This window comes from Arthrobacter sp. RAF14 (assembly GCF_052114185.1).
Classification (GTDB): Bacteria; Actinomycetota; Actinomycetes; order Actinomycetales; family Micrococcaceae; genus Arthrobacter_E.
In genome coordinates this window covers 144,323-169,022 of the sequence record NZ_JBFREG010000006.1, presented here as the reverse complement: position 1 = coordinate 169,022, position 24,700 = coordinate 144,323, and the positions used below count along the sequence as shown (strand labels likewise).

Sequence of the window (24,700 nt, the reverse complement as noted above, 5' to 3'; positions counted from 1 at the left end):
TGCGCGGATCGGTACCTCGCCCCACGGTCAGGAAGGTGAATTCCGGGAATTCCATGCGAACAGTCCATCGTGCGACGTGCGATGGTCTGGGAGCGGATTGCTCTGTGTGGAAAACCAGAATCCTCGTCCCTGTGGTCTTTCCCTAGCGCCATAGCGCGGGGGAAAGACCACAGGGACGGGGATCTCCGAGCGGTGTCAACCGTGGGTGATCAGCCGGCCCTAGAGGACCGGGAACACCTCGAGGCCACCCAGGTACGGGCGGAGGGCGGCCGGGACCGTGACGGAACCGTCCGCGTTCTGGTGGTGCTCCAGGATCGCGACGATCCAGCGTGTGGTGGCCAGGGTGCCGTTCAGGGTCGCGACGGCGCGCGTGCCCTTGGGGGTGCCGTCCTCCGTGAACACCCGCTCACGGATGTTCAGGCGGCGGGCCTGGTACCCGGTGCAGTTGGAGGTGGAGGTCAGCTCGCGGTAGGCGCCCTGCGTGGGGACCCAGGCCTCGCAGTCGAACTTGCGGGCGGCGGAGGATCCGAGGTCACCGGCGGCCGTGTCGATCACGCGGTACGGCAGCTCGCACTTGGCCAGCATCTCCTCTTCCCAGGCCAGCAGGCGCTCGTGCTCGGCGGCGGCGTTCTCCAGGCTGGTGTAGACGAACATCTCCACCTTGTTGAACTGGTGGACGCGGATGATGCCGCGGGTGTCCTTGCCGTGCGAACCGGCCTCGCGGCGGTAGCAGGAGCTCTGGCCCGCGTAGCGGATGGGACCGTCGGACAGGTCCAGGATCTCGTCGCCGTGGTAGCCGGCCAGGGCCACCTCGGAGGTGCCCACCAGGTAGAGGTCATCCTCGGCGAGACGGTAGATCTCGGCGTCGTGCTTGACGTCGAAGCCGGTGCCCTGCATGGTCTCCGGGCGCACGAGCGTCGGGGTGATCATGGGGACGAAGCCGTTGGCGATCGCCTGGTCCATGGCCATCTGCAGCAGCGCCATCTCCAGGCGGGCGCCGACGCCCTTGAGGAAGTAGAAGCGCGAACCGGACACCTTGGCGCCGCGCTCCATGTCGATGGCGCCGATCAGCTCGCCGATCTCGAGGTGGTCGCGGGGCTCGAAGTCGGGGAATTCGCGCGGTTCGCCGACGGTCTTCACCACGACGTAGTCGTCCTCGCCGCCCTCCGGAACACCGTCCAGAACGAGGTTCGGGATGACGCGCAGCAGCTCGTCCTGGGTGGTCTGCGCGGCGTCGGCCTCGGCGGCAGCCGCCTTGACGTTGGCGGCCAGCTCCTTGACCTCCGCGAGCAGCGCCTGCTTCTCTTCGCCCTTGGCCTGGGCGACGCGCTTGCCGAAGGCGTTCTGCTCTGCCCGCAGGTTCTCGTACCGGGTCAGAGCGGATCGACGTGTGGCATCCGCGGAGACCAGCTGGTCCACCAGAGACTCGTCCGCACCGCGTGCGCGCTGGCTGGCCCGGAACTTCTCAGGATTCTCAATGAGTTCTTTAACGTCGATCACGGTCCAAGGGTATCGAATAGGGTTCGATCCCTGCTAAGTGGCGGGATGGAGGGGGCCCGCCGGAGCGGTCCCCCTCGCAGGTACCGCTTCCCGCTACCCCATTCCTCGCTTCGCTCGGACGGGGCCCCTCGCAGGTACCGCTTCCTGCTACCCCATTCCTCGCTTCGCTCGGACGGGGCCCCTCGCAGGTACGCTTAGGAGCACTATGGGGAAGACTGGTCAGTACGTTCTCTTCGCGGGTGGCGCGGCGGCGTTCACCGCGTCCGCCGTCGCCGGCTGGTGGGGCGCACGCCGGCTCAAAGCGATCCATCGCCGCAGCGCGGTGGCCGGTCCCGTCGACGCTCCGATGGCCGGGCCCCAACGGGTCGCCGTCGTGATCAATCCGGTGAAGAACAATGCCGCCGGTGCCCGCGATCAGATCCGGCACGCCGTCCAGACGGCCGGCTGGCCCGAACCGGTCTTCCTGGAGACCACCGTGGAGGACCCCGGCTACGGCCAGGCGCGCACCGCTCTGGACGACGGGTACGACGCCGTCCTCGCGGCGGGCGGCGACGGCACCGTCCGCGCCGTGGCCGAAGTCCTGGCCGGCAGCGACGTCCCGCTCGGGCTCATCCCGCTCGGCACCGGGAACCTCCTGGCCCGGAACCTTCAGATGGACGTCACCGACGTGCGCGGCTGCATCGGAGCGGCGCTGTTCGGCTGGGAGCGGCGGATCGACACCGCGACGGCGGAGCTGCAGAACTCGGTGGACGGCACCGTCACGCGGCACGGCTTCCTGGTCATGGCCGGGATCGGCATGGACGCCGAGGTCCTGGTGGACACGCGCGACGACCTCAAGAAGACCATTGGGTGGGTGGCGTACATGGCCGCGGGCGTCCGGCATCTGGCCGGGCGGCGCAAGGCGGTCACGATCAGCCTGGACGGCGCGAACCCTCAGAAGCGCAAGATCCGCAGCATCCTCTTCGCCAATTGCGGTCTGGTGCCGGGCGGCCTCGACTTCCTCCCGGACGCCATGGTGGACGACGGTCTGCTGGATGCCGTGGTGATCAGCCCGCGCAGCGTGGCCGGCTGGATCATCATGTACCTGAAGGTCGTGTTCAAGCACAACGGCGTCCTGCCGATCATGCGCTCCTACGCCGTGAACCGGATGACCGTGTGGAGCCCCGAACCCATGGAGACACAGCTCGACGGCGACCCGTCCGGCCCCGCGACGCGGATCAGTGTGGAGGTCTGGCCGCAGTCCCTCTCGGTGCGGGTGCGACCCGAACTCTGACGACCGCGGGACGCCTCCCGGGACGACGGGCTACTTGGCCTCGCCGGACTCCTCGTCGGCCTGCTGCTGAGCGCGTCGGAGGGAGTCATCCTGATGATGGTGCTCCGACTGCTCCTTGATCATGGCCTGTTCCTCGGCGAAGCGCAGGCGGTCGGCGCGATCCGCTTCATCGCCGTCCCAGTCCTGGTTGTCCGTGTCGGGCACGGGGTTGACGATCATTCCCTGACCATCGTTCTCGCTCATGCTGCCTCCCTGTCCGGAACGTCCCGCGTGGGACGGCGTGACGGGCCCGCTCCGATCCGCTGTGCCGCGGACCAGCTGAGACCCGAAATGTTCAGGTAAGCATACGCGCCCGGGCATCCGTCAGATAGAGGCACGCCGCCGGAGCGAGCGGGCGGGACACTCAGTGCGAGTACGCCTACTGGACCCTGGACCGCTGGCGTGGCCGCGAGATCAAGGGCTTGTGTGTCTGACCGCTTCTGGTCATGGTTTGGGCTGACTTTCGGGACCCTTGCCGCTACGCCGATCCGTGAACATTCCGCCGGAATGTTCATAGCACTCTTGTGATGCGTGCCACCCGGGCGTAGTCTCCGATCGACAATAGGCGTCGGGGGAGGGCGTCACTCGCCACTCGATAGGCATCATGAGGTCCCATTGAGCACTTCAGGGATGGGCGGTTTTTTGCCTGCGCGATTTTGGCACCGTCCTGCTGTTCTCGCTTGCATCTTCCCTCGCCGGCCAGACCTCTGGGGACGCCTAGGCGGAACCGAAGTGTCCAAGTTCTCAAGAACTCTTCCAGCAAATATTTTACCGATATCGATCGGTACATTGAGAGGATGGGCGGAGTGCCAGACAAGGAACAAGGTATGCTCGCCGGCCCATCCGCCTACGTGCTGTACAAATATCTCCTCCGAGTGACGACTCTGTTCGCTTGCGTGTCAGGAACTATATATATTGTTATATTCACAGGAATCATCCAGCCATCCTGGTTTGCAAACTTGCTCTTCGGAATATTCCTCCTGGCCGGCGTTCCAGTGGTCTACTTTCTGATGTGGGCCGGGTTAAAGGATGGGGCAGAAGCTCGCAAAGGCTACACTTCCCTGCCTCGTAGGCGGAAGGACCTGCAGCAGCGAGACCCGTATCTTGGAGAAGTGATACGCGAAGCTAGCGCGGAGTATCTACCTCGGCAAGTTTTTTCAGAAATTTGCGATCGAGCAAAGGCTCTTTCGGAACGGATGAACAGTCGCTGATTTCCAGCGGGCCACCTGGATTCTCAGACGCCGACCCGGCAGGAGACATAATCACCATGGAGAGAAACCTCCTGCCGGGCCCGTCATCGTTTGCGATCCGCAGGGCAGGCTTCATCGGGTTCTCCGTGCCCTTGTCGCTTGCACTCCTCGCGCTGCTCCTGATGCAGCTCGGAGTGGGTGCTTCGTGGTTCACGAACATTCTCATCTGGACGATGTCCGCCACGGGAGTCGGCTGCATGTTCTGCTGGCCGTGGTCCGAGTCCAAAGAACGGAAAGAAGTCCGCGCCAGCTACACCACCTGGCCCCGGCTCCATCAGGAACTGGAACAGCGCGATCCCTACCTCGGGAAGGTCATCCGACGACCCGGCGAAGCGTTTCTGAATTGGCCGGAGTTCCGGGCGATCTGCAAGGAATCCCGCGCGGCGGCCAGGACCTCGTCCACGGGGAGGACCCCGCCACTTCCCCGATGAAGCCGCCCCGGCACACCACCGGCTCGCCGCCGGGGCGGGTCGAACGCTCGTTCGCCAGCGCTACCCCGCCGCGCCGTCCTCCAGGATTCCGGCCACCCACTGCTCCGCCGCGGCGAAGGCGGCGTCCGAGTTGTGCGGCGCGACCACGGGAGCCTGCGCGTCCGCCCGCGCGTACGACCCCAGGAAACGCGTGGCGGGGCTGATCCGGTGCAGGCCCGCGAGCGCCTGCTGGACCCGCGCCTCGTGGGCGTGCCCGTCGGCGTCGATGCTGAAGAAGTAGTGGCCCAGGTACTGGCCGGTGGGCCGGGATTCGATCCTGCTCAGGTTCACGCCGCGGCTGGCGAACTGCTCCAGGATCTCCATGAGGGCGCCCGGGTGGTCCTCCGGCAGCGGCACCACCAGCGTGGTCTTGTCGGCACCGGTGGGCCGCGGCATCGACCCCGGCCGCGCCACCAGGATGAAGCGGGTCACGGCATCCGGGTTGTCGCCGATGTTCTCCGCGAGCACCTCGAGCTCCGGGTGGCTGCGCGCCACGATCGGCGCGCACACCGCGGCCTGGTGCTGCGGGTCCTTCTCCAGCAGCGCGACGGCGGCGGCCGCCGTCGACGGCGCAGTCAGGTACTCGACGCCGGGACGGTGCTCGTCGAACCATTCGCGGGTCTGCGCCCAGGCGTGGCCGTGGGTGGAGACGACCTGGATGTCCTCCAGGCGCGTCCCCTTCAGCGCCACGAGCTGGAAAGTGACCGGCACGAGCACTTCGCGGATGATCCGCAGCTCGCTGCCCGTGGCGATGGCGTCCAGGGTGGCGGGCACGCCGCCCTCCACCGAGTTCTCGATGGGGATCATCGCGGCGTCGGCCTCGCCCAGACGCACCTTCTCCAGCGCCACCTTGGCGTTGCTGACGGGGATGCGGGTGGCCTCGGCCGCTCCGGGCACCTGGAGGAGCGCGGTCTCGGTGAAGGTGCCTTCGGGGCCCAGGTAGGTGTAGCGGGGGGCGGCAGCGCTCATGGGGTGCTCGGTTCTTCCGGTGTCGGCTGGACGGGTTCTAGAGGACGCGCGGGGTCTCGGACCCCTCGGCCACCAGGGGGCGGCCGGCCTCAAACCACTCGTCCATGCCGCCCGCCACGTTGATGGCGGAGTAGCCCTGACCCACGAGCCACTGGCTCGCCTGCCAGGAGCGGCCGCCGGTGCGGCAGATGATGTACAGGTCCTCGTCCGGGTCCAGCTCCTCAAAGCGCACGGGCAGGGTGTTCAAGGGGACGTGCAACGCGCCCTCCACATGGCCGGCTTCCCATTCGTAGTCCTCACGGACGTCGACGATGGTGGCGCCTTCCGGGATGTCCTGGACCCGTACGGTCTCAACCTCGCTCACGCTGCGTGTTCTCCTCTGCATCCGGCCCGGCGCAATGCCGGGACACTGCACTCAGACTATCCTGCGAGCGCCGCCGCGGAGCGTTCACATCCCGTCATCCCGGAGTTGTCCACATTCCCACTCCGGGATGATGCCAGACCGGATCGCACCCGGCGAGAATGAGAGCGTGGACGCACTTTCCTGGTTGGGGGGCCTCGTCGAAGTCCTCCTCACGCTGTTCTTCTTCCTCATCCAGACCTGGTTCCTGGCCTCGGTCTCCCGGAGGCTCCTGGGAGTGCCCGTGGGCTGGCCCAGGTCGATCCTGGTGGCCTTCCTGCTCACCCTCTTCTTCTCGGCCGCCGTCCGGCTGTTCCTGGGGGCCGCCGGACTCGCGACGCCGGAGAGCATGACTCAAGACCCTGGCGCGGCGCTCCTGGTGGCCGGCCTGTCCGGGCTCTGGACGTTCGCTCTCGGAGTGGCGGTCCTGATGGCCTGCGAGATCATGATCCCCACGGGAACCCTGCCCAACCCGTTCTCCTGGCTGCGCTCCGCCCGGACCCGGTCCCGCCAGGCCGGCCGTTACACCGAGGTGGTCCGGATCGCGAGCCGTCACGGACTGGCCCTCGGCTTCCGGGGACTCTCCCGGAATGCACCCGGCCGGGAGGAACGGACGGCACGCGCCCTGCGGCTGACCCTGGAGGACGCCGGGGTGACGTTCGTGAAGCTGGGGCAGATGCTGTCCACCAGGAGTGATCTGCTGCCTGCCGCGTACATCCGGGAGCTCTCCCGCCTGCAGAGCGAGGTGCAGCCCGAACCGTGGGAGGACATCCGCCCTGCACTGGACCGGGAACTCGGCAGACCGGCCACGGAGGTGTTCAGCCATGTCGACCACACGCCGCTCGCCGCGGCGTCGGTGGCGCAGGTGCACACCGCCACCCGGGCTGCCGGAGCGGCCGGCTCCGGATCCTCCACGGCCAGTCCGGCGTCGGAGGATCCCTCCCGCCGGGACGTGATCCTCAAGATCCAGCGGCCGTCCGCCCTGGAACAGGTGGGCCTGGACATCTCGATCATCGCGCAGCTGGCCGGCTGGCTGGAACGCACCGCGCCCTGGGCCCGGCGGCTGGGCGCCGTGGCGCTCGCCCGGGGATTCTCCGACTCCCTGACCGAAGAGCTGGACTACCGGGTGGAAGCGGAGAACACCCGCGCGGTCGCCCACGCGGTCCGCGGGGAGGACCTCCGGGTGCCTCAGGTCCACGAGGATCTCAGTACGGCCCGGCTCCTGGTCATGGAGCGGATCCACGGGGTTCCCCTGGGCCGCGCCGCGGATCAGCTGGCAGCCCTCGCGCCCGACGCCCGGCGCTCCCTCGCCCGCACTCTCCTGCGCGCGACCATCGGCCAGCTCACCGTGGACGGCGTTTTCCACGCCGATCTGCACCCGGGCAATGTGCTCCTCTGCGAGGACGGACGGCTCGCGCTCCTGGATTTCGGCTCCGTGGGGCGCTTGGAAAGCGGCAGCCGGCGTGCGCTGGCCTCCCTGCTCTTCGCCATCGACGCCGACGACGAACGCCTGGCCTGTGACGCCCTGCTGGAACTGCTGGACCCGCCCACCCGCCTGGATGAACGGCGCCTGGCGCGGGAACTCGGGCAGCTCCTGGTCCGGTACCGGGGCGGGTTCGGGCCTCAGGGCGGAGCCGCGATGTTCGGCAAGCTCTTCACTCTGGTTCTCGATCACGGCTTCGCCGTCCCGCCCCAGATCGCCGCCGCGTTCCGGGCTCTGGCTGCACTGGAGGGCACCTTGCGGCTCCTCGACCCGCACTTCGACGTGATCGCGGAGGCCCGTGAGCTCGGCTCGGCACAACTGGAGCACGAGGTCACCCCGGAACGGCTCCGCACCGAGCTCACCCGGCAGGCACTCACGCTGCTCCCCACGCTCGCCCGGCTGCCCCGGCGCGTGGACCGGCTCGCCGATGCTCTGGAACAGGGCACGCTCACAGCACGGGTCCGAGTCCTGGCCGACGACGGCGACCGCGGCTTCCTCACGCGGCTCTTCCAGCAGCTGATCGTGGCGGTGCTCGCTGCCGCGGCCACCATCGGCGCGGTCCTGCTCATCCTGGACGACTCCGGTCCCTCGCTGACGGCCTCGCTCTCCTGGCACTCCTTCTTCGGCTTCACCCTGCTGTTCGCGGGATTCGTGCTGGCGCTCCGGGCCGTGACCCTCGCGTTCCGGGGTTCGAATGGCCCGGGCCAGGCCTCCCCGGAACAACGTGACCGGGGCCACTAAAGATGACTTAACTCACATACCGCTGCGAGCATGGATGAAATGAACCCCGTACAGACCGAACCGGGCACCACCGTGTCCGCGGACAAAGGCTTCTTCGGCCACCCCCGATTGCTGGCCAATCTCTTCACCGTCGAGATGTGGGAACGCTTCTCCTTCTACGGCATGCAGGGCATCCTAGCCTACTACATGTACTACACGGTCACGGACGGCGGCCTGGGCCTGGACAAGGGCCTGTCGCTGAGCCTGGTGGGCGCATATGGCGGCGGCGTGTACCTCTCCACCATTCTGGGCGCGTGGCTGGCGGACCGGCTGCTCGGCTCCGAGCGGGTGCTGTTCTTCTCCGCTTGCGTGATCATGGCGGGCCACGTCGCCCTGGCCCTGCTCCCGGGCGTGCTGGGCCTGGTGATCGGCCTGGTCCTGGTGGCGTTCGGCTCCGGCGGCCTCAAGGCGAACGCCACGGCCCTGGTCGGCACCCTGTACTCCGAGAAGGACGATCGGCGCGACGCCGGTTTCTCCCTGTTCTACATGGGCGTCAACCTGGGCGGCCTGCTGGGCCCGCTCGTCACCGGATTCCTGCAGAGCCGCATGGGCTTCCACTGGGGCTTCGGCGCCGCCGCCGTGGGCATGGCCCTCGGCCTGATCGTCTACAGCCTCAAGCGCAAGGCCATGCCGGAGAACGCCCACCATGTGGCGAACCCGCTGGCCCCGGGCGAGCGGAAGAAGTACGCGCTGATCTTCGGCGCCGTCGTCGTCCTGATCGTGTCCCTGCTGCTGACCCGCCTGGTGACCGCGCAGAACCTCGCCACCTGGATGGCGTACCTGGCCATCGGCGCTTCCGTCGCGTACTTCCTCATCCTGCTGGGCAGCAGCAAGACCCAGCCGGTGGAGCGCAAGCGCGTCTTCGCGTTCATCCCCCTCTACATCGCCTCGGCCGCGTTCTGGGCGCTGTTCCAGCAGCAGTTCACCTTCATCGCCGTCTACTCGGATGAGAAGCTGGACCGCCACCTGTTCGGCTGGGAGATGCCGGCGGCCTGGGTTCAGTCGATCAACCCCGTGTTCATCGTGATCTTCGCGGGTGTGCTCGCCGCGCTGTGGACGCGTCTGGGTGAAAAGCAGCCCAGCTCCCCGGTGAAGTTCTCGCTGGGCCTGATCGTCATGGGTCTGGCATTCCTGGCGTTCCTGCCGCTGGCCGGTTCGGAGAAGACGCCGCTACTGGCGCTGGTGGGCATCCTGCTGCTCTTCACGCTGGCCGAGCTGTGCCTGTCCCCGATCGGCCTGTCCGTCTCCACGAAGCTGGCCCCGGCCGCCTTCCAGGCTCAGATGGTGGCGCTGTTCTTCCTGTCGGTGTCCCTGGGCACCACGCTGGCCGGCATCCTGGCGGGCTACTACGACCCGTCCAACGAGACGCCGTACTTCCTCGGCGTGGGCAGCGTGGCAGTCGTGCTCGGACTGGCTCTGCTCGCCGGCGCTCCAGCCATCAAGAAGCTCATGAGCGGCGTGCGCTGACGCGCATTCCGTTCCGTTACGGAGTCTCCTGTCCGGAGGCCCGGACACCGTCAGGTGTCCGGGCCTCCGGCGTTTTTCAGCGGTTCCGCGGGCGCCGGCACTGCTGAACGAGAGTTGTATATTACGTGTATACCGTAATCTTCCCGGAAGCCTTCTGAGCGGCCCGGAGCGCGGGTAAGGTCATGCGCAAGGCCGCACAAGCCTGCCGGACTGCAATGGGGCAGTCCCGGATTTCTCCATTTGAGGCCGAGGGACAGTAATGACGTTCGCACCAACAGCCGGAGGACGGTGGGGTGCCGAGATCGGCACCCCGGAAAGCGCATGGCGCACCCGGAAGGACACCTGGGAGTATCTCGGCTACGCCCTCTCCGGAATCCTGCAGCAACGCCGCATGGGGCAGCTCGAGACCGGCAGCGCCGCGTCCTTCACCGGCATCCTCCAGCTCCTCGAATCCCTCGAACCGTACTGGGCCCTCCCCGGCCTGCAGGCGGTCAAGGACATCTCCGAACTGATCGGCCTGGGGCGCTACTCCGAGGCCATGAGCCGTGTGGAGGGTGTCAACGAGATGCTCCGGACGGGCTTCCACGGCACCGAGGAAGGCGCCCCCGGGGACGGCTTGTCCCCCGACGCCGACGGACCCACCCCCTCCCGGCCCGCCCCGCACATCGAGGTGCTCGTGGTGGACTCCGGCCCCACGGAGGAACTGGAACGCTTCACCCGCGAGCTGCGGGACCAGCGCCGTGGACTCGACAAGTTCACCTATCACGTCAACGTGGTCCCCAGCTTCGTGGACGCCCTGGTGGCTCTGGTCATCAACCCGAGCATCCAGGCCGTGATCCTCACGCCGCGCATCTCCGCCCACTCCCAGCAGCGCCTCAGCAGTTCGCTCCGCCGCTTCGTGGAGCGCCGTGCCGGGAACCGTCTGCACGAGACGCGGTCCATCCGCCGGATCATCCACCTCGCCGACGCCGTCGCGGAGATCCGGCCGGAACTGGACGTGTTCCTGATGGCCGGCGTCGCCCTCGAATCGCTGGCCGGTTCGGTCAACGGCCGCTTCCGCCGAGTCTTCTCCCGGACGGACGCCATGGACCTGCACCTGTCCATCCTGGGCGGCATCACCGAGCGCTTCGAGACCCCGTTCTTCGACGCCATCCAGGAGTACAGCCGCCGCCCCGGCGGGGTGTTCCACGCCCTGCCCGTTTCCCGCGGCGGCTCCGTGCTGGCCTCGCCGTGGATCGAGGACATGGCCGACTTCTACGGCATGAACCTCCTGCTGGCCGAGACCTCCGCGACCTCCGGCGGTCTGGACTCCCTGCTGGACCCGCACGGCGCCATCAAGGAGGCCCAGGAGCTCGCGGCCCGCGCCTTCGGCAGCCACCGCAGCTATTTCGCCACCAACGGGACGTCCACCGCCAACAAGATCGTCCACCAGTCGATCGTGGGGCCAGGCGACATCGTCCTGGTGGACCGGAACTGCCACAAGTCCCACCACTACGCCCTGGTCCTGGCGGGCGCCTCGGTCAGCTACCTGGACGCCTACCCGCTCGACGAGCACTCCCTCTACGGCGCGGTGCCGCTTGAGAGCATCAAGCGGCGGCTCCTGGCCATCCGCGACGCCGGCCAGCTCGACCGGGTCAAGATGATCACCCTGACCAACTGCACCTTCGACGGCATCGTCTACGACCCCCGCCGCGTCATGGAGGAGTGCCTCGCGATCAAGCCGGATCTGGTGTTCCTCTGGGACGAGGCCTGGTTCGCGTTCGCCGGCTTCCACCCGGTCTATCGCCAGCGCACGGCCATGCACGCCGCCGCGGTCCTGGAGCAGGACTTCTCGACGGCGGACTACGGCCGCCGCTTCGAAGACCAGAAGGCGCTGCTGGCCGGAGCGGACACGGAGACGCTGGTGCGCACCCGCCTGCTGGCCGACCCGACGTCGACCCGCCTCCGCGTGTACGCGACGCAGTCCACGCACAAGACCCTGACCTCGCTCCGGCAGGGCTCCATGATCCACGTCTTCGACCAGGACTTCGCGGAGCTGAATGAGGAGTCCTTCCTGGAGGCGTTCATGACGCACACCTCCACTTCACCCAACTACCAGATCCTGGCGTCCCTGGACATCGGCCGCCGGCAGGTGGAGCTGGAGGGCTACGCCCTGGTGCAGCGCCAGGCCGATCTCGCCATGAGCATCCGGCGGACCGTGGGCCGGCACGCCCTGCTGCGGAAGTACTTCCGGGTCCTGTACACCTCCGACCTGGTCCCGGACGCGTACCGGATCTCCACCAGCCCGAATCCCGCCAAAGACGGCCTGGCCTCCTGGGATCAGGCCTGGGCGGAGGACGAGTTCGTGGTGGACCCCTGCCGCATTACGCTGGACATCACGGCCACCGGCGTGGACGGGGACACCTTCAAGCACGACTACCTGATGGACGGCCACCGCATCCAGGTCAACAAGACCAGCCGCTCCAATGTGCTCATCATGACCACCATCGGCACCACCCGCAGTTCCGTGGCGTACCTGATCGAGGTCCTGGTCAAGATCGCCGAGGACCTGGACCGCCGGCGTGCCCTGTCACGGGTGAAGACCCGTCCGCTGCCGCCCGGACCGGACACCGCCCCGGTGATCCCGCTGCCGGACTTCAGCCGCTTCGCGCCCGCGTTCCTGACCGCGGACGGAGCCTCCGGCGACATGCGCTCCGCGTACTACCTGAGCTACCGCAAGGGCACCACGGAACACCTGTCCTCCGCCGAGATCCGCGACCGTCTGGCGATGGGCGACGTGGTCTCGGCGAGCTTCGTCACCCCGTACCCGCCCGGATTCCCGGTGCTCGTGCCCGGTCAGTGCTTCTCCGCGGACATCCTGGACTACATGGACGTCCTCGACACCCGGGAGATCCACGGCTACGACAAGGAGCTCGGCTACCTCGTGTTCCGCCCGGAGGCCCTGTACCCGGTGTACTGACGTCCGGTCCCGGCGCGCTGCGACTGCCCGACGACGGCGGCCCCGCCGCCCGGCCGCGGCGAGCGCGCAGCGTGGCTGGGGCAGCGGCGAGCGGGCAGCGGGGGTGAGGGAACCGCCGTTCAGGCCCCGCCGTCGTCGTCCGCGTCCGGCACGGTCCGCAACGGCACGCGGTCCTGCGCCACCGTGACGCTCAGCCCCGCGGCCAACGTGCGGGCGAGGAAGTCGAAGCGGTCGCTGCGATCCCGTGCCGTGGCCTCCTGCGCTTGGACGAGACCCGGGAAGTCGGCGCGGCTGCCCTCCGGGACCTGCCACGCGTTCTCCATGGCCTGCGTGTCCAGAGCGGCGCCGATAGCAGCGCTGTCGATGGCTTCGATGGTGGGCAGGACCAGACGGTCGGGGACACCCGCGCTGCAGAGGGCGGTGGCGATCCGTTCGTAGATCGCCAGCGCCTCAGGATTGGTCACGGGCTGGACGAGGATGAGGGGCAGCAGCGCGGGGACGCTCTGGTAGGTCTTCAGGAGCGACTCGAAGACCTCGACCACCAGAACGTCCAGCTGACGCGAGAGCTTCCCGAACACCGTCCGCTCCGCGAGCGCGCCACGGGCCAGCTCGACGATTTCCGCCCGGCTGGAGACGTGCTTGTAGAACGCCGATTGGCGGACGCCGAGGCGCTCCGCCAATCGGGGCAACGAGAGGATGCCCTCCTCTTCCAGGAGGGCGAGGGCCTCCTGCCCGATCTTGTCCACGGTGAGCCGTGGCACACTCGGGCGGCCGAGCCGGTGGACCCGGCCGCCCTGGGGTTCCGCTGCCTGCGGTGGGTTCATTCGGAGTGTCCGATCCGTCCGAAGACTTCTGGCTTGTTCTTCTTCAACCACCACGCTACGGCAAGGCCCAGCGCGAACGTGACCGGCGCGATGACCAGGAGCGTGGTGTTGACGGGATCGCCCGCCGGGATCCCGGTCAGGTACTGGATGTTGGTCACGCTGAGCCAGATCACCACCACCATCACCGCGGTGGCGAGGACCGAGGAGGGGATGACGTACCAACGGGTGTTCAGGCCGCGGTGACGGATGAAGAACACCACCACGCCCACGCCCATGAGCGCCTGAAGGACCAGGATGCCGGCGATGCCGGGCGAATTCAGCCACACCACGAACTGGGTGAAGGGGTCCAGGGCCAGCGCGGCGCCGATGATCACGAACACGGCGCTCAGCACCGTCTGGAGGACGCCGGCGTTGCCGGGGGTGAAGTGCCGGCTCACGCGGGCCAGACGGGCCGGGAAGATGCCCTCGCGGCCCAGGGAGAGCGTGTAGCGGTTGATGGTGTTGTGGAAGGCGAGCTGCGAGGCGAAGATGCTGGTCACGATCAGCACGCTCATCAGGTTGACCAGCCAGTCGCCGGCGAAGGTGCCCGCCAGGACGTAGGCGGTGTCCCCGGTGTCGAGGTGTTCCCCGGCGAAGGCCTGGATGGCGCTGAAGCCGCCCGCCTGGACGAGGACCCACACCGCGAAGGCGTAGAACGCCCCGATGAAGGCGATGGAGATGTACGTGGCCCGGGGGACGGTGCGGTCCGGATCGCGGGCCTCCTCCCGGTACAGCGCGCCGGATTCGAAGCCCATGAAGGCGGAGAAACCCATGGTCAGCACGGCGGCCATGCCCGGGGTGAAGATCGCGTCCGGTGTGAAGGAGTCCAGGTTGATCCCCTGGGCGCCTCCGTGAGCCAGCACGGCGACGGCGAGGATCACCACGACCACCGTCTCCAGGGTGAGCAGCACGCCCACCACCTTGGCGCCGACGTCGATCCCGCGCCAGCCGAGGTAATGCACCGCGGCGATGGAGATCAGGGCGTAGACCCACCACGGGAGGTCCAGCCCGGTGAACTGCTTGACGGCGAGGTTCGCCTGGATGCCCAGAAGCCCGTAAAGGCCGATCTGGATGCCGTTGTAGCTGAGCCAGGCGGTGAAGCCGGCGCCGAGGCCGGTCACACGGCCGAGGGTCTTGGCGATGTAGCCGTAGAAGCCGCTGTAAGACAGGATGTGGCGGGTCAGGGCCATGAAGCCGACGGCGAAGAGGGACAGGCCGAGCGCCGCGGCGAGGTAGATGACGGGGGCGCCGGCGCCACCGACGGCCAGGGCGAGAGGGGAGACGCCCACCACGATGGTGAGCGGGGCGGCGGCGGAGACCAGCATGAAGACGATGTCACGCGTGCCGAGGGAGTTCTTCTTGAGGCCGGCCGGGGAGGGACCGGAGGCGTGCGGCTGGGGGTCCGCAGCAGATTTAGTGAAAGCCATACACTTAAATGTGAGGCCGACCACACTCCCCGTCAAGACTTTTCCGGAACGAATTTCGACCAATTTTTCACGGCCTGTGAAGCCGGTTTCACAGGGCCCTTCAGGGCACGACGGAAGGGCCCGGGACCATCAGGTCGCGGGCCCCTCCGGGGCGCTTGCCGGGGCCGGTTCAGCCGGCCGGGTTGAGCGGTTCAGCCGGCCGGTTTGAGGCGTGCAGCGGGCCGGTCAGCGGCTCAGTAGAACCACGGCACCGCGTCATGGTTGAAGTCGCAGAAGTCCCCGAACTTGCCGGAGTAGAACGCCAGTGGCTCGCCGTCGCGGTACCGCGCGGACTTCACCTCGCCGAAGAAGACCTGGTGGTCCCCGACGGTGCTGCTCTGCACCACCTCGCACTCGGCCTGGGACAACGCCCCGGCCACCACGGGGAGCCCGCCCGGAGTGAGATCGAATACGCCGTCCTCGAAGCGCCTCCCGCCCCGGACCGCGAACTGCCGGGCCACCCCTTCCTGCTTGGCCCCCAGGATCGAGACGCCGAAGCGTCCGCTGGCCAGGAGCGCATTGCCGGTCCTGGTGTCGAAGTTCAGCGAGATCATGAGGATGGGAGGCTCGAGGCTGATCGACGTGAGCGAGCTGATGGTCATGCCCACCTTTTCGCCGTCGTGCTCCGCGGTCACCACGGCCACACCTGTCAGGAAGCGGCCCAGCGTGCGCCGCATGCCGGACGCATCTGGAGTGGCGAAAGCCGGGGCCGCCATCTCAGGCCTCGTCCCGCGGGTAGTAGCGCACCTCGAACATCCGGGCGCCCTCCTCGGAGATCCACGGCCCGTGCTCCATGCCCGGCGGGCGGGTGGCCCAGTCCCCGGCCTTGAACACCTGGTTCAGGCGCAGGTCCCGCATGGACCCCTCGAAGATGAAGACCTCTTCCCAGAAGTCATGACGCAGGGCGCCGTTGGGCGAGGTGTCCGTACCCGGTTCGAACTTCAGGATGCGGGTCACCGCGTCGCTGCGGTCATCCCGGGCCAGGATGGCCTCGGACAGCCCCTCGATGTGGGGATTGCAGTCGGTGAATTCCACCCGGTCCACCGGGCCGAACTCGAATTCCGGCTTGGCCATGACTCAGGCCTCCTCTCCGGCGCCCACCAGCGCCTCCTCCGCGGAGGACGGGGTCACCCGGCTGTCCACGGTGTAACCGGCCAGGAACGCGTCCAGCTCGGCCACATGCTTCTCATACCCGAAGTTGCGGTAGGTGTAGACACCCTTCACCACGAACGGCGCGCCCGCGTAGAACAGCTCGTACTGCTGGTGACGGCCGGCGAACTCGGTGCCGATGATGTCCCACGCCAGGCGGAAGAGCTTGATGCGCTCCTCGCTGCTGACGTTCGGGGAGGCCACGTACTTCTCGACGTCCGCGGCCGTGACGTCACTCTTCATGTCCGCCACGCCGGACGGCAGCTGGAGCACGCCGCCGCCGGCCAGATCGCGGAGGATCTGGATGACGCGCGGGTACGTCTCGGACTGCAGGCCCATGATGCCGTACAGGGCGCGCTTGCCCGGGACCATCATGCCGTCGGCGTCCGGCTCGGCGCTGTACTCGGCGGCCAGCAGCGCGGACTCCACGGAGGAGACGACGGCGGCCAGCTCGCCCAGGCGCTCCTGCACACCGGGGATGCGGTCGGTGCCGTTGACGGCGGCGATCTTGCGGGCCACCGCGGCGATGAACTGGAGCTTGACCGTCAGGCGAGTCTGAGCCTGCCAATTGCCCAGGGCGTGGGCGCCGGTGTCGAAGAACTGGCGGCGCAGGGTGTCCACGTTCCGGTTGATGAACACGCGGTCCCACGGCACCAGCACGTCGTCGAAGATGACCAGGGCGTCGGGTTCGTCGTACCGGCTCGTGAGGGGGTAGTCGAACTCGCTCGTCGCGGCCGTGGCGTAGGGGCGGCGACAGAGGAACTTCAAGCCCTCGGTGGCTGCCGGCAGGGCGAAGGAGACGGCGAAGTCCACATCGTCCGGCCCCAGGGGCTTGATGCAGGTCACGAAGACCTCGTCGCTGATCGCGCCGCCGGTGGCGAGCATCTGCGAGCCGCGGACGATCAGGCCCTCCTCGGTCTCCCCCACGACGCCCACCTGGATGAAGTCGCCTTCCCAGCCGGACGCCGTCGTCGCGCGCGAATACTGCGGCGGGATGATCGCGTAGGAAACGTAGAGGTTCTCGCGCAGGATGCGCTCGTAGTAGCGGGTGAGGTTCCCGGCGTAGTCACGTTCCTCGGAGGCGAAAACCTCCGGGTGCGCGGCGAAGGCGGCGAAGAAGGTGCCCACGTGGTCGGGGCTGCGGCCCACCCAGCCGTGCGTGTGCTTGGCCCAGCGTTCCACGGCGGCCCGGCGGCGCTTCAGGTCCTCCGGGGTGCGCGGGATGCTGAACACGAGGTTCGCGGGCCCGTCGATCTCCGGGCAGTCGTACTGCATGCCGTTGGCGGGGTCCGCGGCGAGATCGAACAGCTCGCCGACCGTCTCCACCACCTTGCTGAACGCGGGGTACTCGGCGACGTTGCCCGCCACCTGCCCGTCGATCAGGACGGTCCGGCCGTCGTTGAGGGAATTGATGTACTCGGCTCCGGTCCTCATGACTGTGCTCCTTGCGAGATGGTGGGCTGCGAAATCGTGTAGCTGTGGCTGATGGTGGCGCCGTCCGGGAAGCTCAGTTCCAGCGTCCAGTCGGTCCCGTAGGTGAAGGTCCCGCCCAGCAGCGGGAGGGTCCCGCCCAGGCAGATGAAGTCGCCGTCGCCGGGGCTGCGGCGTTCCAGGAAGAGCCCGACGACGTCGGCCGGCGTGCGGAGGTTGCTCAGGGTCCCCTCCTGGTAGAGCTCCCCGTCCACCCAGCTGCGCGCCGTGCACGCATCGAGGGACAGGGTGTCCAGATCCTCCACCGGCAGAACCGTTCCGGCCACCGGCTTGGGGCAGGCCCGCTTCGATTCGCCGATGTCCTCGGTCTCCAGGAGGCGGTCCGTGTGGTCCGAGGCGATGCCCAGGTAATACCGGCCCTGGTGCCGGATGTAGAGGGGCTCGATCTCACCGGACGTCTGGGCGCCGGCCACCCGGAAGGCGGGTTCCGTGCTCACGGTGCCGGCCTCCACCGGGTAGAACATGGGCACCTCCGGCGGCGGCGCCACACCGATCGCGGCGAGCTCGTCGATGTGGTGCTGGACGGCCGCGGCGTCGCGGCCCGTGTAGCCGGCGACGACGGCGGTGAACTCGGTGAGTTCGATCCGCTCGCCGGTTCCGGACACGGCAAAGCTGAGGGCAGGGGTCATGAGGGTTCCGTTCGATCAGGGATCGGGTGTGGGGGCGGACGGCGCGAGGCGTGGTCCGGGAGGGGCCCGCTCGGGGAGCGGTCCGGTGTGGGGCGTCCGCCCGCCGGGTGGCGGACGGGTCAGCTCAGCGGCTCAGTCGGCTCGGTGTCAGTGACTCAGCCCGGCGTAGTCGTCCAGGCGGTCCGTGATGACGGGGAATTCCCGGCGGACGGCCTCGATCTGAGCGGGGTCGATCGTGGCGCGGAGGACGTCCTCCTCGGCGCCCGCCTCGGCGAGCAGCCGTCCCGTGGGATCCACCACGCGACTGGTGCCGCCGAGTTCCACGCCTTCCTGAACACCCGTGGCGTTGCAGGCCAGCACGAACATCTGGTGCTCGACGGCGCGGGCGGAGGTGAGGAGTTTCCAGTGCTCCCGGCGGGCGGCGGGCCAGGCCGCGGGGACCACCACGATCCCCGCACCGCGGGCGCTCAGTTCGGACCAGATCCCGGGGAAGCGGAGGTCGTAGCACGTGATGCCGGCCATGGCCCCGAAGGGTGTCCGGGCCACCGGCAGGCTGGTCCCGGGAGTCAGGAGCTCTGCCTCGAGGGACTGGTACCCGAAAACGTGGATCTTGGAGTACTGGTGGGCGATCCTCCCGTCCGGCCCCAGCAGCACCGAGGTGTTGCGGAGCCGGCCCGAGGAGACCCGCTCGACGATGCTGCCCAGGTGCACATGGGTCTTGAGATCCCGCGCCACCGCCGCGCACATGGTGGCCGTGGGGCCGTCCAGGGTCTCGGCGAGGTCCGGGTACTGGCCGAAGTGGAAGTACCCGGCGCTCCAGAGTTCGGGGAGGACCACCAGGTCCGCCCCCTCCTGGGCGCGGATCAGGCTTTCCGCACGGTCGATGCGGTCCGCCTGGGTTTCAGTGTCCGGGCTGGACAGCTGGATCAGTGAGATCTCCATTGACGCTCCTGGGTTTCTGCGCCGGTCTGCTCAGGAGGGCAGACCGGGGACGTATGGCACGTTGAGTGCTGAGAGGGTGGACTCCAGATGGGCCCGGGACGCGGCGGAGGCCGCTTCCGGGTCGCCGCTCAGCAGGGCCTGGACGATGGCACGATGCTCCTCCACCACCCGGCGGCTGCGCCCTTCGCTGTCCAGGACGGCCTTGAGGCCCATCCGGAGCTGCTTGAAACGCTGGGCCTCGTAGACCCCCGCGAGGATCGGGTTGCCGGCGGCGGAGACGATCCTCTGGTGGAACTGGATGTCGCATTCGATGAAGGCCACAGGGTCCTGCACTGCGGCTTCCTGCCGGTCCAGGATCTCGTGAAGTTCCTCGGCGGGCACGGCGCCCCGGGCGACCTTGCGGACCGCCCAGTCCCCGATCACGCGGCGGACCTCCACCATGTCATCGATATCCCGACCGGTCAGGGCCGGGACGAACGCCCCCTTGTGAGCGACGCGCTTGATCAGGCCCGACGCCTCGAGCCGGAGGAGTGCTTCCCGCACCGGGGTGCGGGAGACCCCGGAGGCCTCGGCGATGGATCCTTCGCTCAGGAAGATCTCCTGGTCCCAGGGCAGGGTGGAGATCTCCTGACGCAGCCATTGGTAGGCGACTTCAGGCGCCGTCGGTGCGGGCTGGTGATAGATCGACATGATGGCAGCCTAGAGGATCGGGGCGATATCACCGGTTGTGGTGATACTCACACTGTAGACTACCTGTATACAACTTGTCTACAGCTCCTTCTCATAGCAGCCCTGGGACGCCAGGCCGGGCTGTCAGTCCGGGAGAACGCCCCTAATCCCAGCTGGACGAGGAGGAGAAGGCGAGGGCCAGGAAGATCCCGTACACCAGCGAGACCGCGACCATGAGGTACCCCAGGACCAGTCCGGCGATCGCCATGCCCTTGACCGAGGGCTCCTTCCTGAGACCGATGTGGCCGAAGACCACCGCCAGGATCTGGGGAAGGATGAACCAGCCACCGGAGACCACACCCACGATGCCCAGCACCAGCGCCGTGATGCTCATGCCCTTCGGCTCGGCGAGCGGCAGGCCGGGGTAAGAGGGCTGTCCATATGGCTGAACCTGGCCGTAGGGCTGCGCCTGGCTATAGGGCTGCGCCTGGCCATACGGCTGCGCTTGGCTATACGGCTGCTGCGCGAACCGGCCCGGTACGTGGCCCGGACCCGGGGCCGGGTGCACCGGCGCGCCCGGGAACTGCTGCGGCGCGGCCTGCGGGGCGCCGGGATAGCTGGCTGCCGCGAATCCGCCCTGCGGGGCGGGCGGCACCGGCGGGACCACACGGCCCGACGTCGCGTGGCGGGTCCCGGCGCCGGGAACCTGCCCGGGTGGCGGGAACTGCCCGGGCCCTGGGAACTGCCCAGGCGCACCGCCGGGGACCGGGCCCGACGGCGGGAACTGCGGGAATGGCTGCGCGGGGTACCCGGGCGGCAGCGGGGGCCCAGGCTGCGGGGCGCGCGGCGGCTGACCCGGACGAGCGCCGGGTTCCGTGGACGCCGGACCGGGAGGCGGCGTCGTCGTCCATCCGGGCTGAGCGGGCTGGGACTGCTGCGGCGGCGACTGCGGCCCGGCGCCGTCCGGCCGCCGTGGCTCCTGCTGCGGCGCGGTCCGTTCCGGCGCGCCCTGGGACTCCTGCTCGCCGCGTTCCGGCGTCTGATCGCTCATGATCCCCCTCACGATTGCGGACCTCTTCCTCCAGGTTACCCGCCGGTACTTCCGCAGGCCCGGGGCCGCTCCGCGTCACAGCGGCGTAACCCTGGCGAAGTCGTAGAACACCAGGGGCTTCTCTGGCATGCTGGCCCCATGGCTAACCGCGCGGGCACCGTGGCCCTTCCCGAAGACCTTGTCGATCTCACCGCACTCCTGGACGCGTATTTCGACGTGCAGCCGGACCCCTCGGACCCCGGGCAGCGCGTGGCGTTCGGCACCTCGGGACACCGCGGTTCCAGTCTCAAGGCGAGCTTCAACGAACGGCACATCGCGGCGATCACGCAGGCGATCGTCGAATACCGCGCGGCCCAGGGCATCACCGGCCCGCTGTTCCTCGCCAAGGACACCCACGCCCTGAGCGAGCCCGCGCAGAACACGGCCCTCGAGGTCCTGGCGGCCAACGGCGTCACGGTCCTGCTCGATGCCCGCCACGCATACACCCCCACCCCGGCGCTGAGCCACGCGATCCTCAGCTACAACAACGCGGGGCACGCGGACCAGGCGGACGGGATCGTCGTCACGCCCAGCCACAACCCGCCCGCCGACGGCGGCTTCAAGTACAACCCCCCGCACGGCGGCCCGGCCGACACGGACGCCACAGGCTGGATCGCGAACCGCGCCAACGAGTACCTCGAGAACGGCCTCAACGGCGTGCGGCGCCTCCCGCTCACCGAGGCGCTGAAGGCCGAGAACGTCGGCACCTTCGACTACCTGAGCAGCTACGTCGACTCCCTGCCGTCCGTGCTGGACCTGGACGCCATCCGCGAGGCCGGCGTCCGCATCGGCGCGGACCCCATGGGCGGCGCGAGCGTCGACTACTGGGGCGAGATCGGCGAGCGCCACCACCTGAACCTCACCGTGGTCAACCCGACGGTGGATCCGCAGTGGGCGTTCATGACCCTCGACTGGGACGAGAAGATCCGCATGGACTGCTCCTCCCCCTCCGCGATGGCCTCGCTGATCGGCCGCATGAAGAGCGACGACGGCGCCGCGCCGTTCGACATCGCCACCGGCAACGACGCGGACGCGGACCGCCACGGCATCGTCACGCCCGACGGCGGGCTGATGAACCCGAACCACTACCTGGCCGTCGCCATCGACTACCTCTACCGCAACCGCAGCGGCTGGAACCCGGCCTCCGTGGTCGGCAAGACCCTGGTGTCCTCGTCGATCATCGACCGCGTGGCCGGTGGGCTCGGGCGCAAGCTCGTGGAGGTCCCGGTGGGCTTCAAGTGGTTCGTGCCGGGTCTGCTCTCCGGCGAGGGCGCGTTCGGCGGCGAGGAGTCCGCGGGCGCCGCCTTCAACCGCAAGGACGGCTCCGTGTGGACCACGGACAAGGACGGCATCCTGCTGGCGCTGCTGGCCAGTGAGATCACGGCCGTCACGGGGTCGAGCCCGTCCGAGCTGTACCGCGGACTGACCGACCAGTTCGGCGCTCCCGTGTACGCACGCATCGACGCCGCCGCCAACCGCGAGCAGAAAGCCAAGCTCGGCAAGTTGTCCTCGGAGGACGTCACCGCCACGGAACTGGCCGGTGAGACCATCACCGCCAAGCTGACCGAGGCCCCCGGCAACGGTGCGGCCATCGGCGGACTCAAGGTGGTCACGGAGAACGCCTGGTTCGCGGCCCGCCCGTCCGGCACGGAGGACGTCTACAAGATCTACGCCGAATCCTTCAAGGGCGAAGACCACCTCAAGCAGGTCCAGGCCGAAGCCAAGTCCCTCGTGGACTCGGTGATCGGCTGACCCTCAGACTCCCCAGGCTCGCACCCGCCAGGCGCACCCGCGCCGCAGAGGAGCACCCGCACCCCCTGCCGCCGCCCCGGATCCGTCCGGGGCGGCGGTGTTTAAGCGGCCCGCCGTCGTCGTTCTTTTCATCGATTGCTCCGTAGATGTCGTTTTGAGGCGCCAGAACGACATCTACGGAGCAATCGATGGAGGCAGGGTGAAGGTGTGGTGAGGGTGGCCACTCTCCATTTACTTAACATTGCTAATTAGCTACGCTAAATAACGATGAACACCCCACCCGAACTCCAGGACCTGGCCTCCGAACTGCGCGTGGCCCTCATGCGCACGTCGCGGGTCCTGCGCTCTCAGGCCAGCAGCGACGCCGTCACCCCGGGCCAGAACACCGTTCTGGCCCTCCTGCACAAGCACGGCCCGCAAACCATGGGCCAGCTGGCCGACGCCGAACACGTCCAGGCGCCCAGCATGACCCGCACCGTCAACGCCCTCGCGGACAAGGGCCTGATCCGCCGTGACGCCCGCCCCGAGGACGGCCGCCAGGTGCTCATCTCCCTCACCAGCGAGGGGAACGCGATCCTCGAAGAGTCCCGCAAGCTCCGCTCCGCCTGGCTCGCCGAACGGCTCGACGGCCTCGGCGAGCGCGAGCGGCAGACCCTGCACGAGGCCGCGCTCCTCCTCCTGGACATGACCCGCACCGACCCCAGGAGGAATCCAGCCACCGCATGAGCAGCCGCATGTTCCAGTCACTGAAGAACCCCAACTACCGCCTCTGGGCGGCCGGAGCGCTGGTGTCCAACATCGGCACCTGGATGCAGCGGGTCGCCCAGGACTGGCTGGTCCTGACGCAGCTCACGAACCACGACGGCGCCGCGGTCGGCCTCACCACGGGCCTCCAGTTCCTGCCGATCCTTCTTCTCGGCCCCTACGCCGGACTGCTCGGCGACCGCCTGGACAAGCGGAAGATCCTCCTCACGACCCAGTCGGCCATGGGACTCCTGGCCCTCCTCCAGGCCGTGCTCGTCCTCACCGGGACCGCCCAGCTCTGGCACATCTACGTCATCGCCCTCGCCCTCGGCGTCGCGAGCGCCTTCGACGCCCCGCCGCGGCAGGCCTTCGTCTCCGAGATCGTCGGCCGGGACAGCGTGGCCAACGCCGTCGCACTCAACAGCGCCTCCTTCAACCTGGCGCGACTGGCCGGCCCGGGCATCGCCGGCCTGCTGATCGGACTGATCGGCACGGGCTGGGTGTTCCTGCTGAACGCGGCGAGCTTCGCGGCGGTGCTGATCGGGATCCTGCGAATGAACACCGCGGCCCTCCACCGCACCGACCCCGTGCCCCGCAGCCGCGGTCAGCTCAAGGACGGCGTGAAGTACGTCCTCGCCCGGCCGCGCGCGCTGCTCGTCATGGTCCTGGCCGGCCTGGTGGGGACGTTCACCATGAACTTCCAGCTCACCAACGCGGTCATGGCGGCCTCCGTGTTCGACGCCGGCCCGGACGCCTATGGCCTCCTCGGTTCCGTCATGGCGGTGGGCACCCTGGCCGGGGCCCTGCTCGCCGCCCGGCGCGCGGCGCCCCGGATGCGCTACCTGGTGGTGGGGGCGATCGGGCTCGGCGTCACGACGTGCGTGGCCGCCTTCATGCCCGGCTACATCCTCTACGCGATCATGCTGGTGCTCGTGGGACTGTGCGCCCTGACCTTCCTGAACAGCGCCAACACGCTCCTGCAGATGCGGACCGAACCGGCATACCGGGGACGCGTCCTGGCCCTGTACATGACCGTGATCCAGGGCGGGACACCGATCGGCGGGCCGCTGGTGGGATGGATCTCCAACGAATTCGGTCCTCGCTGGGCCGTGTTCGGCGGCGGCGCCGTGGCCCTGATCGCCGGCGTGGTCGGCCTGATACTGGTCAGCCGCTGGGGCGAGGGCACCGTGAGGAAACAGCTCCGGCACGTCTGGGCGGAGCACCGGGAGCTGCGGGAGCAGAGTGCCCGCGAACGTGCCGCTGAAGACCAGGCCCCCGGACGGAAGGCCGCCCCCGCCGAAGGGTGAGCGGCGCG

The 24,700-nt window shown here is 68.6% G+C and carries 21 protein-coding genes; 8 read left to right on the top strand and 13 right to left on the bottom strand.

The annotated features are described in order from the left end of the window. Positions 1–219: 219 nt before the first annotated feature. Entirely contained in the window at positions 220–1,500 is a 1,281-nt protein-coding gene (gene serS, locus AB4Y75_RS13715; RefSeq protein WP_441436429.1) for a serine--tRNA ligase, read from the bottom strand. A 205-nt stretch (positions 1,501–1,705) separates the two neighbouring features. On the opposite strand from serS, the gene AB4Y75_RS13710 reads away from it, so the two are divergent. Further along, positions 1,706–2,773, top strand: coding sequence for a diacylglycerol/lipid kinase family protein (locus tag AB4Y75_RS13710; protein WP_441436428.1), 1,068 nt, complete (start codon positions 1,706–1,708; stop codon positions 2,771–2,773). A 30-nt stretch (positions 2,774–2,803) separates the two neighbouring features. Here the strand turns inward: AB4Y75_RS13710 and AB4Y75_RS13705 are convergent, their stop codons facing one another. Further along, the gene (locus AB4Y75_RS13705) at positions 2,804–3,016 is read right to left on the bottom strand and encodes a hypothetical protein (protein ID WP_441436427.1); all 213 of its coding nucleotides are present in this window, start codon (positions 3,014–3,016) and stop codon (positions 2,804–2,806) included. A 1,063-nt stretch (positions 3,017–4,079) separates the two neighbouring features. Between AB4Y75_RS13705 and AB4Y75_RS13700 the strand changes: the two genes are divergently transcribed. Next, positions 4,080–4,493: a hypothetical protein gene (locus AB4Y75_RS13700; protein ID WP_441436426.1), complete on the top strand. Its 414-nt coding sequence runs from the start codon at positions 4,080–4,082 to the stop codon at positions 4,491–4,493. A 60-nt stretch (positions 4,494–4,553) separates the two neighbouring features. Here the strand turns inward: AB4Y75_RS13700 and pheA are convergent, their stop codons facing one another. After that, positions 4,554–5,501 carry a prephenate dehydratase gene (gene pheA / locus AB4Y75_RS13695; protein WP_441436425.1) on the bottom strand — a complete coding sequence of 316 codons (948 nt, stop codon included), beginning with the start codon at positions 5,499–5,501 and terminating at the stop codon, positions 4,554–4,556. A gap of 37 nt (positions 5,502–5,538) precedes the next feature. Then, on the bottom strand, positions 5,539–5,865 hold the full coding sequence (locus AB4Y75_RS13690; protein ID WP_441436424.1) for a rhodanese-like domain-containing protein: 327 nt from the start codon (positions 5,863–5,865) through the stop codon (positions 5,539–5,541). A gap of 166 nt (positions 5,866–6,031) precedes the next feature. On the opposite strand from AB4Y75_RS13690, the gene AB4Y75_RS13685 reads away from it, so the two are divergent. The 3 genes from AB4Y75_RS13685 to AB4Y75_RS13675 all read left to right on the top strand — a co-directional run bounded on the left by AB4Y75_RS13685 (position 6,032) and on the right by AB4Y75_RS13675 (position 12,590). Beyond that, a complete protein-coding gene (locus tag AB4Y75_RS13685) occupies positions 6,032–8,125 on the top strand; it encodes an AarF/UbiB family protein (RefSeq protein ID WP_441436423.1) in 2,094 nt (697 codons plus the stop codon). Between the two features lie 30 nt (positions 8,126–8,155). Then, on the top strand, positions 8,156–9,631 hold the full coding sequence (locus AB4Y75_RS13680) for a peptide MFS transporter (protein ID WP_441436422.1): 1,476 nt from the start codon (positions 8,156–8,158) through the stop codon (positions 9,629–9,631). A gap of 259 nt (positions 9,632–9,890) precedes the next feature. Further along, entirely contained in the window at positions 9,891–12,590 is a 2,700-nt protein-coding gene (locus AB4Y75_RS13675; protein WP_441436421.1) for an aminotransferase class I/II-fold pyridoxal phosphate-dependent enzyme, read from the top strand. A gap of 119 nt (positions 12,591–12,709) precedes the next feature. Here AB4Y75_RS13675 and AB4Y75_RS13670 read toward each other — a convergent pair whose 3' ends face one another. From AB4Y75_RS13670 to AB4Y75_RS13630, 9 genes are all read right to left on the bottom strand, one after another. Next, positions 12,710–13,414, bottom strand: coding sequence for a TetR/AcrR family transcriptional regulator (locus tag AB4Y75_RS13670; protein ID WP_441436420.1), 705 nt, complete (start codon positions 13,412–13,414; stop codon positions 12,710–12,712). Next, on the bottom strand, positions 13,411–14,880 hold the full coding sequence (locus AB4Y75_RS13665) for an APC family permease (RefSeq protein WP_441436419.1): 1,470 nt from the start codon (positions 14,878–14,880) through the stop codon (positions 13,411–13,413). The genes AB4Y75_RS13670 and AB4Y75_RS13665 overlap by 4 nt, the downstream gene beginning before the upstream one ends. A gap of 233 nt (positions 14,881–15,113) precedes the next feature. After that, on the bottom strand, positions 15,114–15,635 hold the full coding sequence (locus AB4Y75_RS13660; RefSeq protein ID WP_441436418.1) for a flavin reductase family protein: 522 nt from the start codon (positions 15,633–15,635) through the stop codon (positions 15,114–15,116). A 1-nt stretch (position 15,636) separates the two neighbouring features. Continuing rightward, entirely contained in the window at positions 15,637–15,993 is a 357-nt protein-coding gene (locus AB4Y75_RS13655) for a cupin domain-containing protein (RefSeq protein WP_278267783.1), read from the bottom strand. 3 nt (positions 15,994–15,996) lie between these two features. Continuing rightward, a complete protein-coding gene (locus AB4Y75_RS13650) occupies positions 15,997–17,502 on the bottom strand; it encodes a 4-hydroxyphenylacetate 3-hydroxylase family protein (protein ID WP_441436417.1) in 1,506 nt (501 codons plus the stop codon). Beyond that, entirely contained in the window at positions 17,499–18,188 is a 690-nt protein-coding gene (locus tag AB4Y75_RS13645; RefSeq protein WP_441436416.1) for a DUF2848 family protein, read from the bottom strand. The genes AB4Y75_RS13650 and AB4Y75_RS13645 overlap by 4 nt, the downstream gene beginning before the upstream one ends. Positions 18,189–18,335: 147 nt before the next feature. Beyond that, entirely contained in the window at positions 18,336–19,130 is a 795-nt protein-coding gene (locus tag AB4Y75_RS13640; RefSeq protein ID WP_441436415.1) for a carbon-nitrogen family hydrolase, read from the bottom strand. Positions 19,131–19,160: 30 nt separating this feature from the next. Beyond that, positions 19,161–19,820, bottom strand: coding sequence for a GntR family transcriptional regulator (locus AB4Y75_RS13635; RefSeq protein ID WP_441436414.1), 660 nt, complete (start codon positions 19,818–19,820; stop codon positions 19,161–19,163). A gap of 142 nt (positions 19,821–19,962) precedes the next feature. Then, entirely contained in the window at positions 19,963–20,850 is an 888-nt protein-coding gene (locus AB4Y75_RS13630) for a DUF4190 domain-containing protein (RefSeq protein ID WP_441436413.1), read from the bottom strand. Positions 20,851–20,988: 138 nt separating this feature from the next. Here AB4Y75_RS13630 and pgm point away from each other — a divergent pair, with 138 nt between their 5' ends. The 3 genes from pgm (at position 20,989) to AB4Y75_RS13615 (ending at position 24,692) form a co-directional block, all read left to right on the top strand. After that, on the top strand, positions 20,989–22,641 hold the full coding sequence (gene pgm / locus AB4Y75_RS13625; protein ID WP_441436412.1) for a phosphoglucomutase (alpha-D-glucose-1,6-bisphosphate-dependent): 1,653 nt from the start codon (positions 20,989–20,991) through the stop codon (positions 22,639–22,641). Positions 22,642–22,908: 267 nt separating this feature from the next. Beyond that, positions 22,909–23,367 carry a MarR family winged helix-turn-helix transcriptional regulator gene (locus tag AB4Y75_RS13620; protein WP_441436411.1) on the top strand — a complete coding sequence of 153 codons (459 nt, stop codon included), beginning with the start codon at positions 22,909–22,911 and terminating at the stop codon, positions 23,365–23,367. Then, entirely contained in the window at positions 23,364–24,692 is a 1,329-nt protein-coding gene (locus tag AB4Y75_RS13615; protein ID WP_441436410.1) for an MFS transporter, read from the top strand. The genes AB4Y75_RS13620 and AB4Y75_RS13615 overlap by 4 nt, the downstream gene beginning before the upstream one ends. Positions 24,693–24,700: the final 8 nt, after the last annotated feature.

Excerpts from the sequence above, each read along its gene's own strand:
- AB4Y75_RS13640 (WP_441436415.1), bottom strand. The coding sequence starts at position 19,130 with ATGGAGATCTCACTGATCCAGCTGTCCAGCCCGGACACTGAAACCCAG.
- pheA (WP_441436425.1), bottom strand. The coding sequence starts at position 5,501 with ATGAGCGCTGCCGCCCCCCGCTACACCTACCTGGGCCCCGAAGGCACC.
- AB4Y75_RS13700 (WP_441436426.1), top strand. The coding sequence starts at position 4,080 with ATGGAGAGAAACCTCCTGCCGGGCCCGTCATCGTTTGCGATCCGCAGG.
- AB4Y75_RS13635 (WP_441436414.1), bottom strand. The coding sequence starts at position 19,820 with ATGTCGATCTATCACCAGCCCGCACCGACGGCGCCTGAAGTCGCCTAC.
- AB4Y75_RS13680 (WP_441436422.1), top strand. The coding sequence starts at position 8,156 with ATGGATGAAATGAACCCCGTACAGACCGAACCGGGCACCACCGTGTCC.
- AB4Y75_RS13650 (WP_441436417.1), bottom strand. The coding sequence starts at position 17,502 with ATGAGGACCGGAGCCGAGTACATCAATTCCCTCAACGACGGCCGGACC.
- AB4Y75_RS13620 (WP_441436411.1), top strand. The coding sequence starts at position 22,909 with ATGAACACCCCACCCGAACTCCAGGACCTGGCCTCCGAACTGCGCGTG.
- AB4Y75_RS13705 (WP_441436427.1), bottom strand. The coding sequence starts at position 3,016 with ATGAGCGAGAACGATGGTCAGGGAATGATCGTCAACCCCGTGCCCGAC.
- AB4Y75_RS13710 (WP_441436428.1), top strand. The coding sequence starts at position 1,706 with ATGGGGAAGACTGGTCAGTACGTTCTCTTCGCGGGTGGCGCGGCGGCG.
- AB4Y75_RS13645 (WP_441436416.1), bottom strand. The coding sequence starts at position 18,188 with ATGACCCCTGCCCTCAGCTTTGCCGTGTCCGGAACCGGCGAGCGGATC.
- AB4Y75_RS13675 (WP_441436421.1), top strand. The coding sequence starts at position 9,891 with ATGACGTTCGCACCAACAGCCGGAGGACGGTGGGGTGCCGAGATCGGC.
- AB4Y75_RS13665 (WP_441436419.1), bottom strand. The coding sequence starts at position 14,880 with ATGGCTTTCACTAAATCTGCTGCGGACCCCCAGCCGCACGCCTCCGGT.
- AB4Y75_RS13615 (WP_441436410.1), top strand. The coding sequence starts at position 23,364 with ATGAGCAGCCGCATGTTCCAGTCACTGAAGAACCCCAACTACCGCCTC.
- AB4Y75_RS13630 (WP_441436413.1), bottom strand. The coding sequence starts at position 20,850 with ATGAGCGATCAGACGCCGGAACGCGGCGAGCAGGAGTCCCAGGGCGCG.
- AB4Y75_RS13670 (WP_441436420.1), bottom strand. The coding sequence starts at position 13,414 with ATGAACCCACCGCAGGCAGCGGAACCCCAGGGCGGCCGGGTCCACCGG.
- pgm (WP_441436412.1), top strand. The coding sequence starts at position 20,989 with ATGGCTAACCGCGCGGGCACCGTGGCCCTTCCCGAAGACCTTGTCGAT.
- AB4Y75_RS13655 (WP_278267783.1), bottom strand. The coding sequence starts at position 15,993 with ATGGCCAAGCCGGAATTCGAGTTCGGCCCGGTGGACCGGGTGGAATTC.
- AB4Y75_RS13660 (WP_441436418.1), bottom strand. The coding sequence starts at position 15,635 with ATGGCGGCCCCGGCTTTCGCCACTCCAGATGCGTCCGGCATGCGGCGC.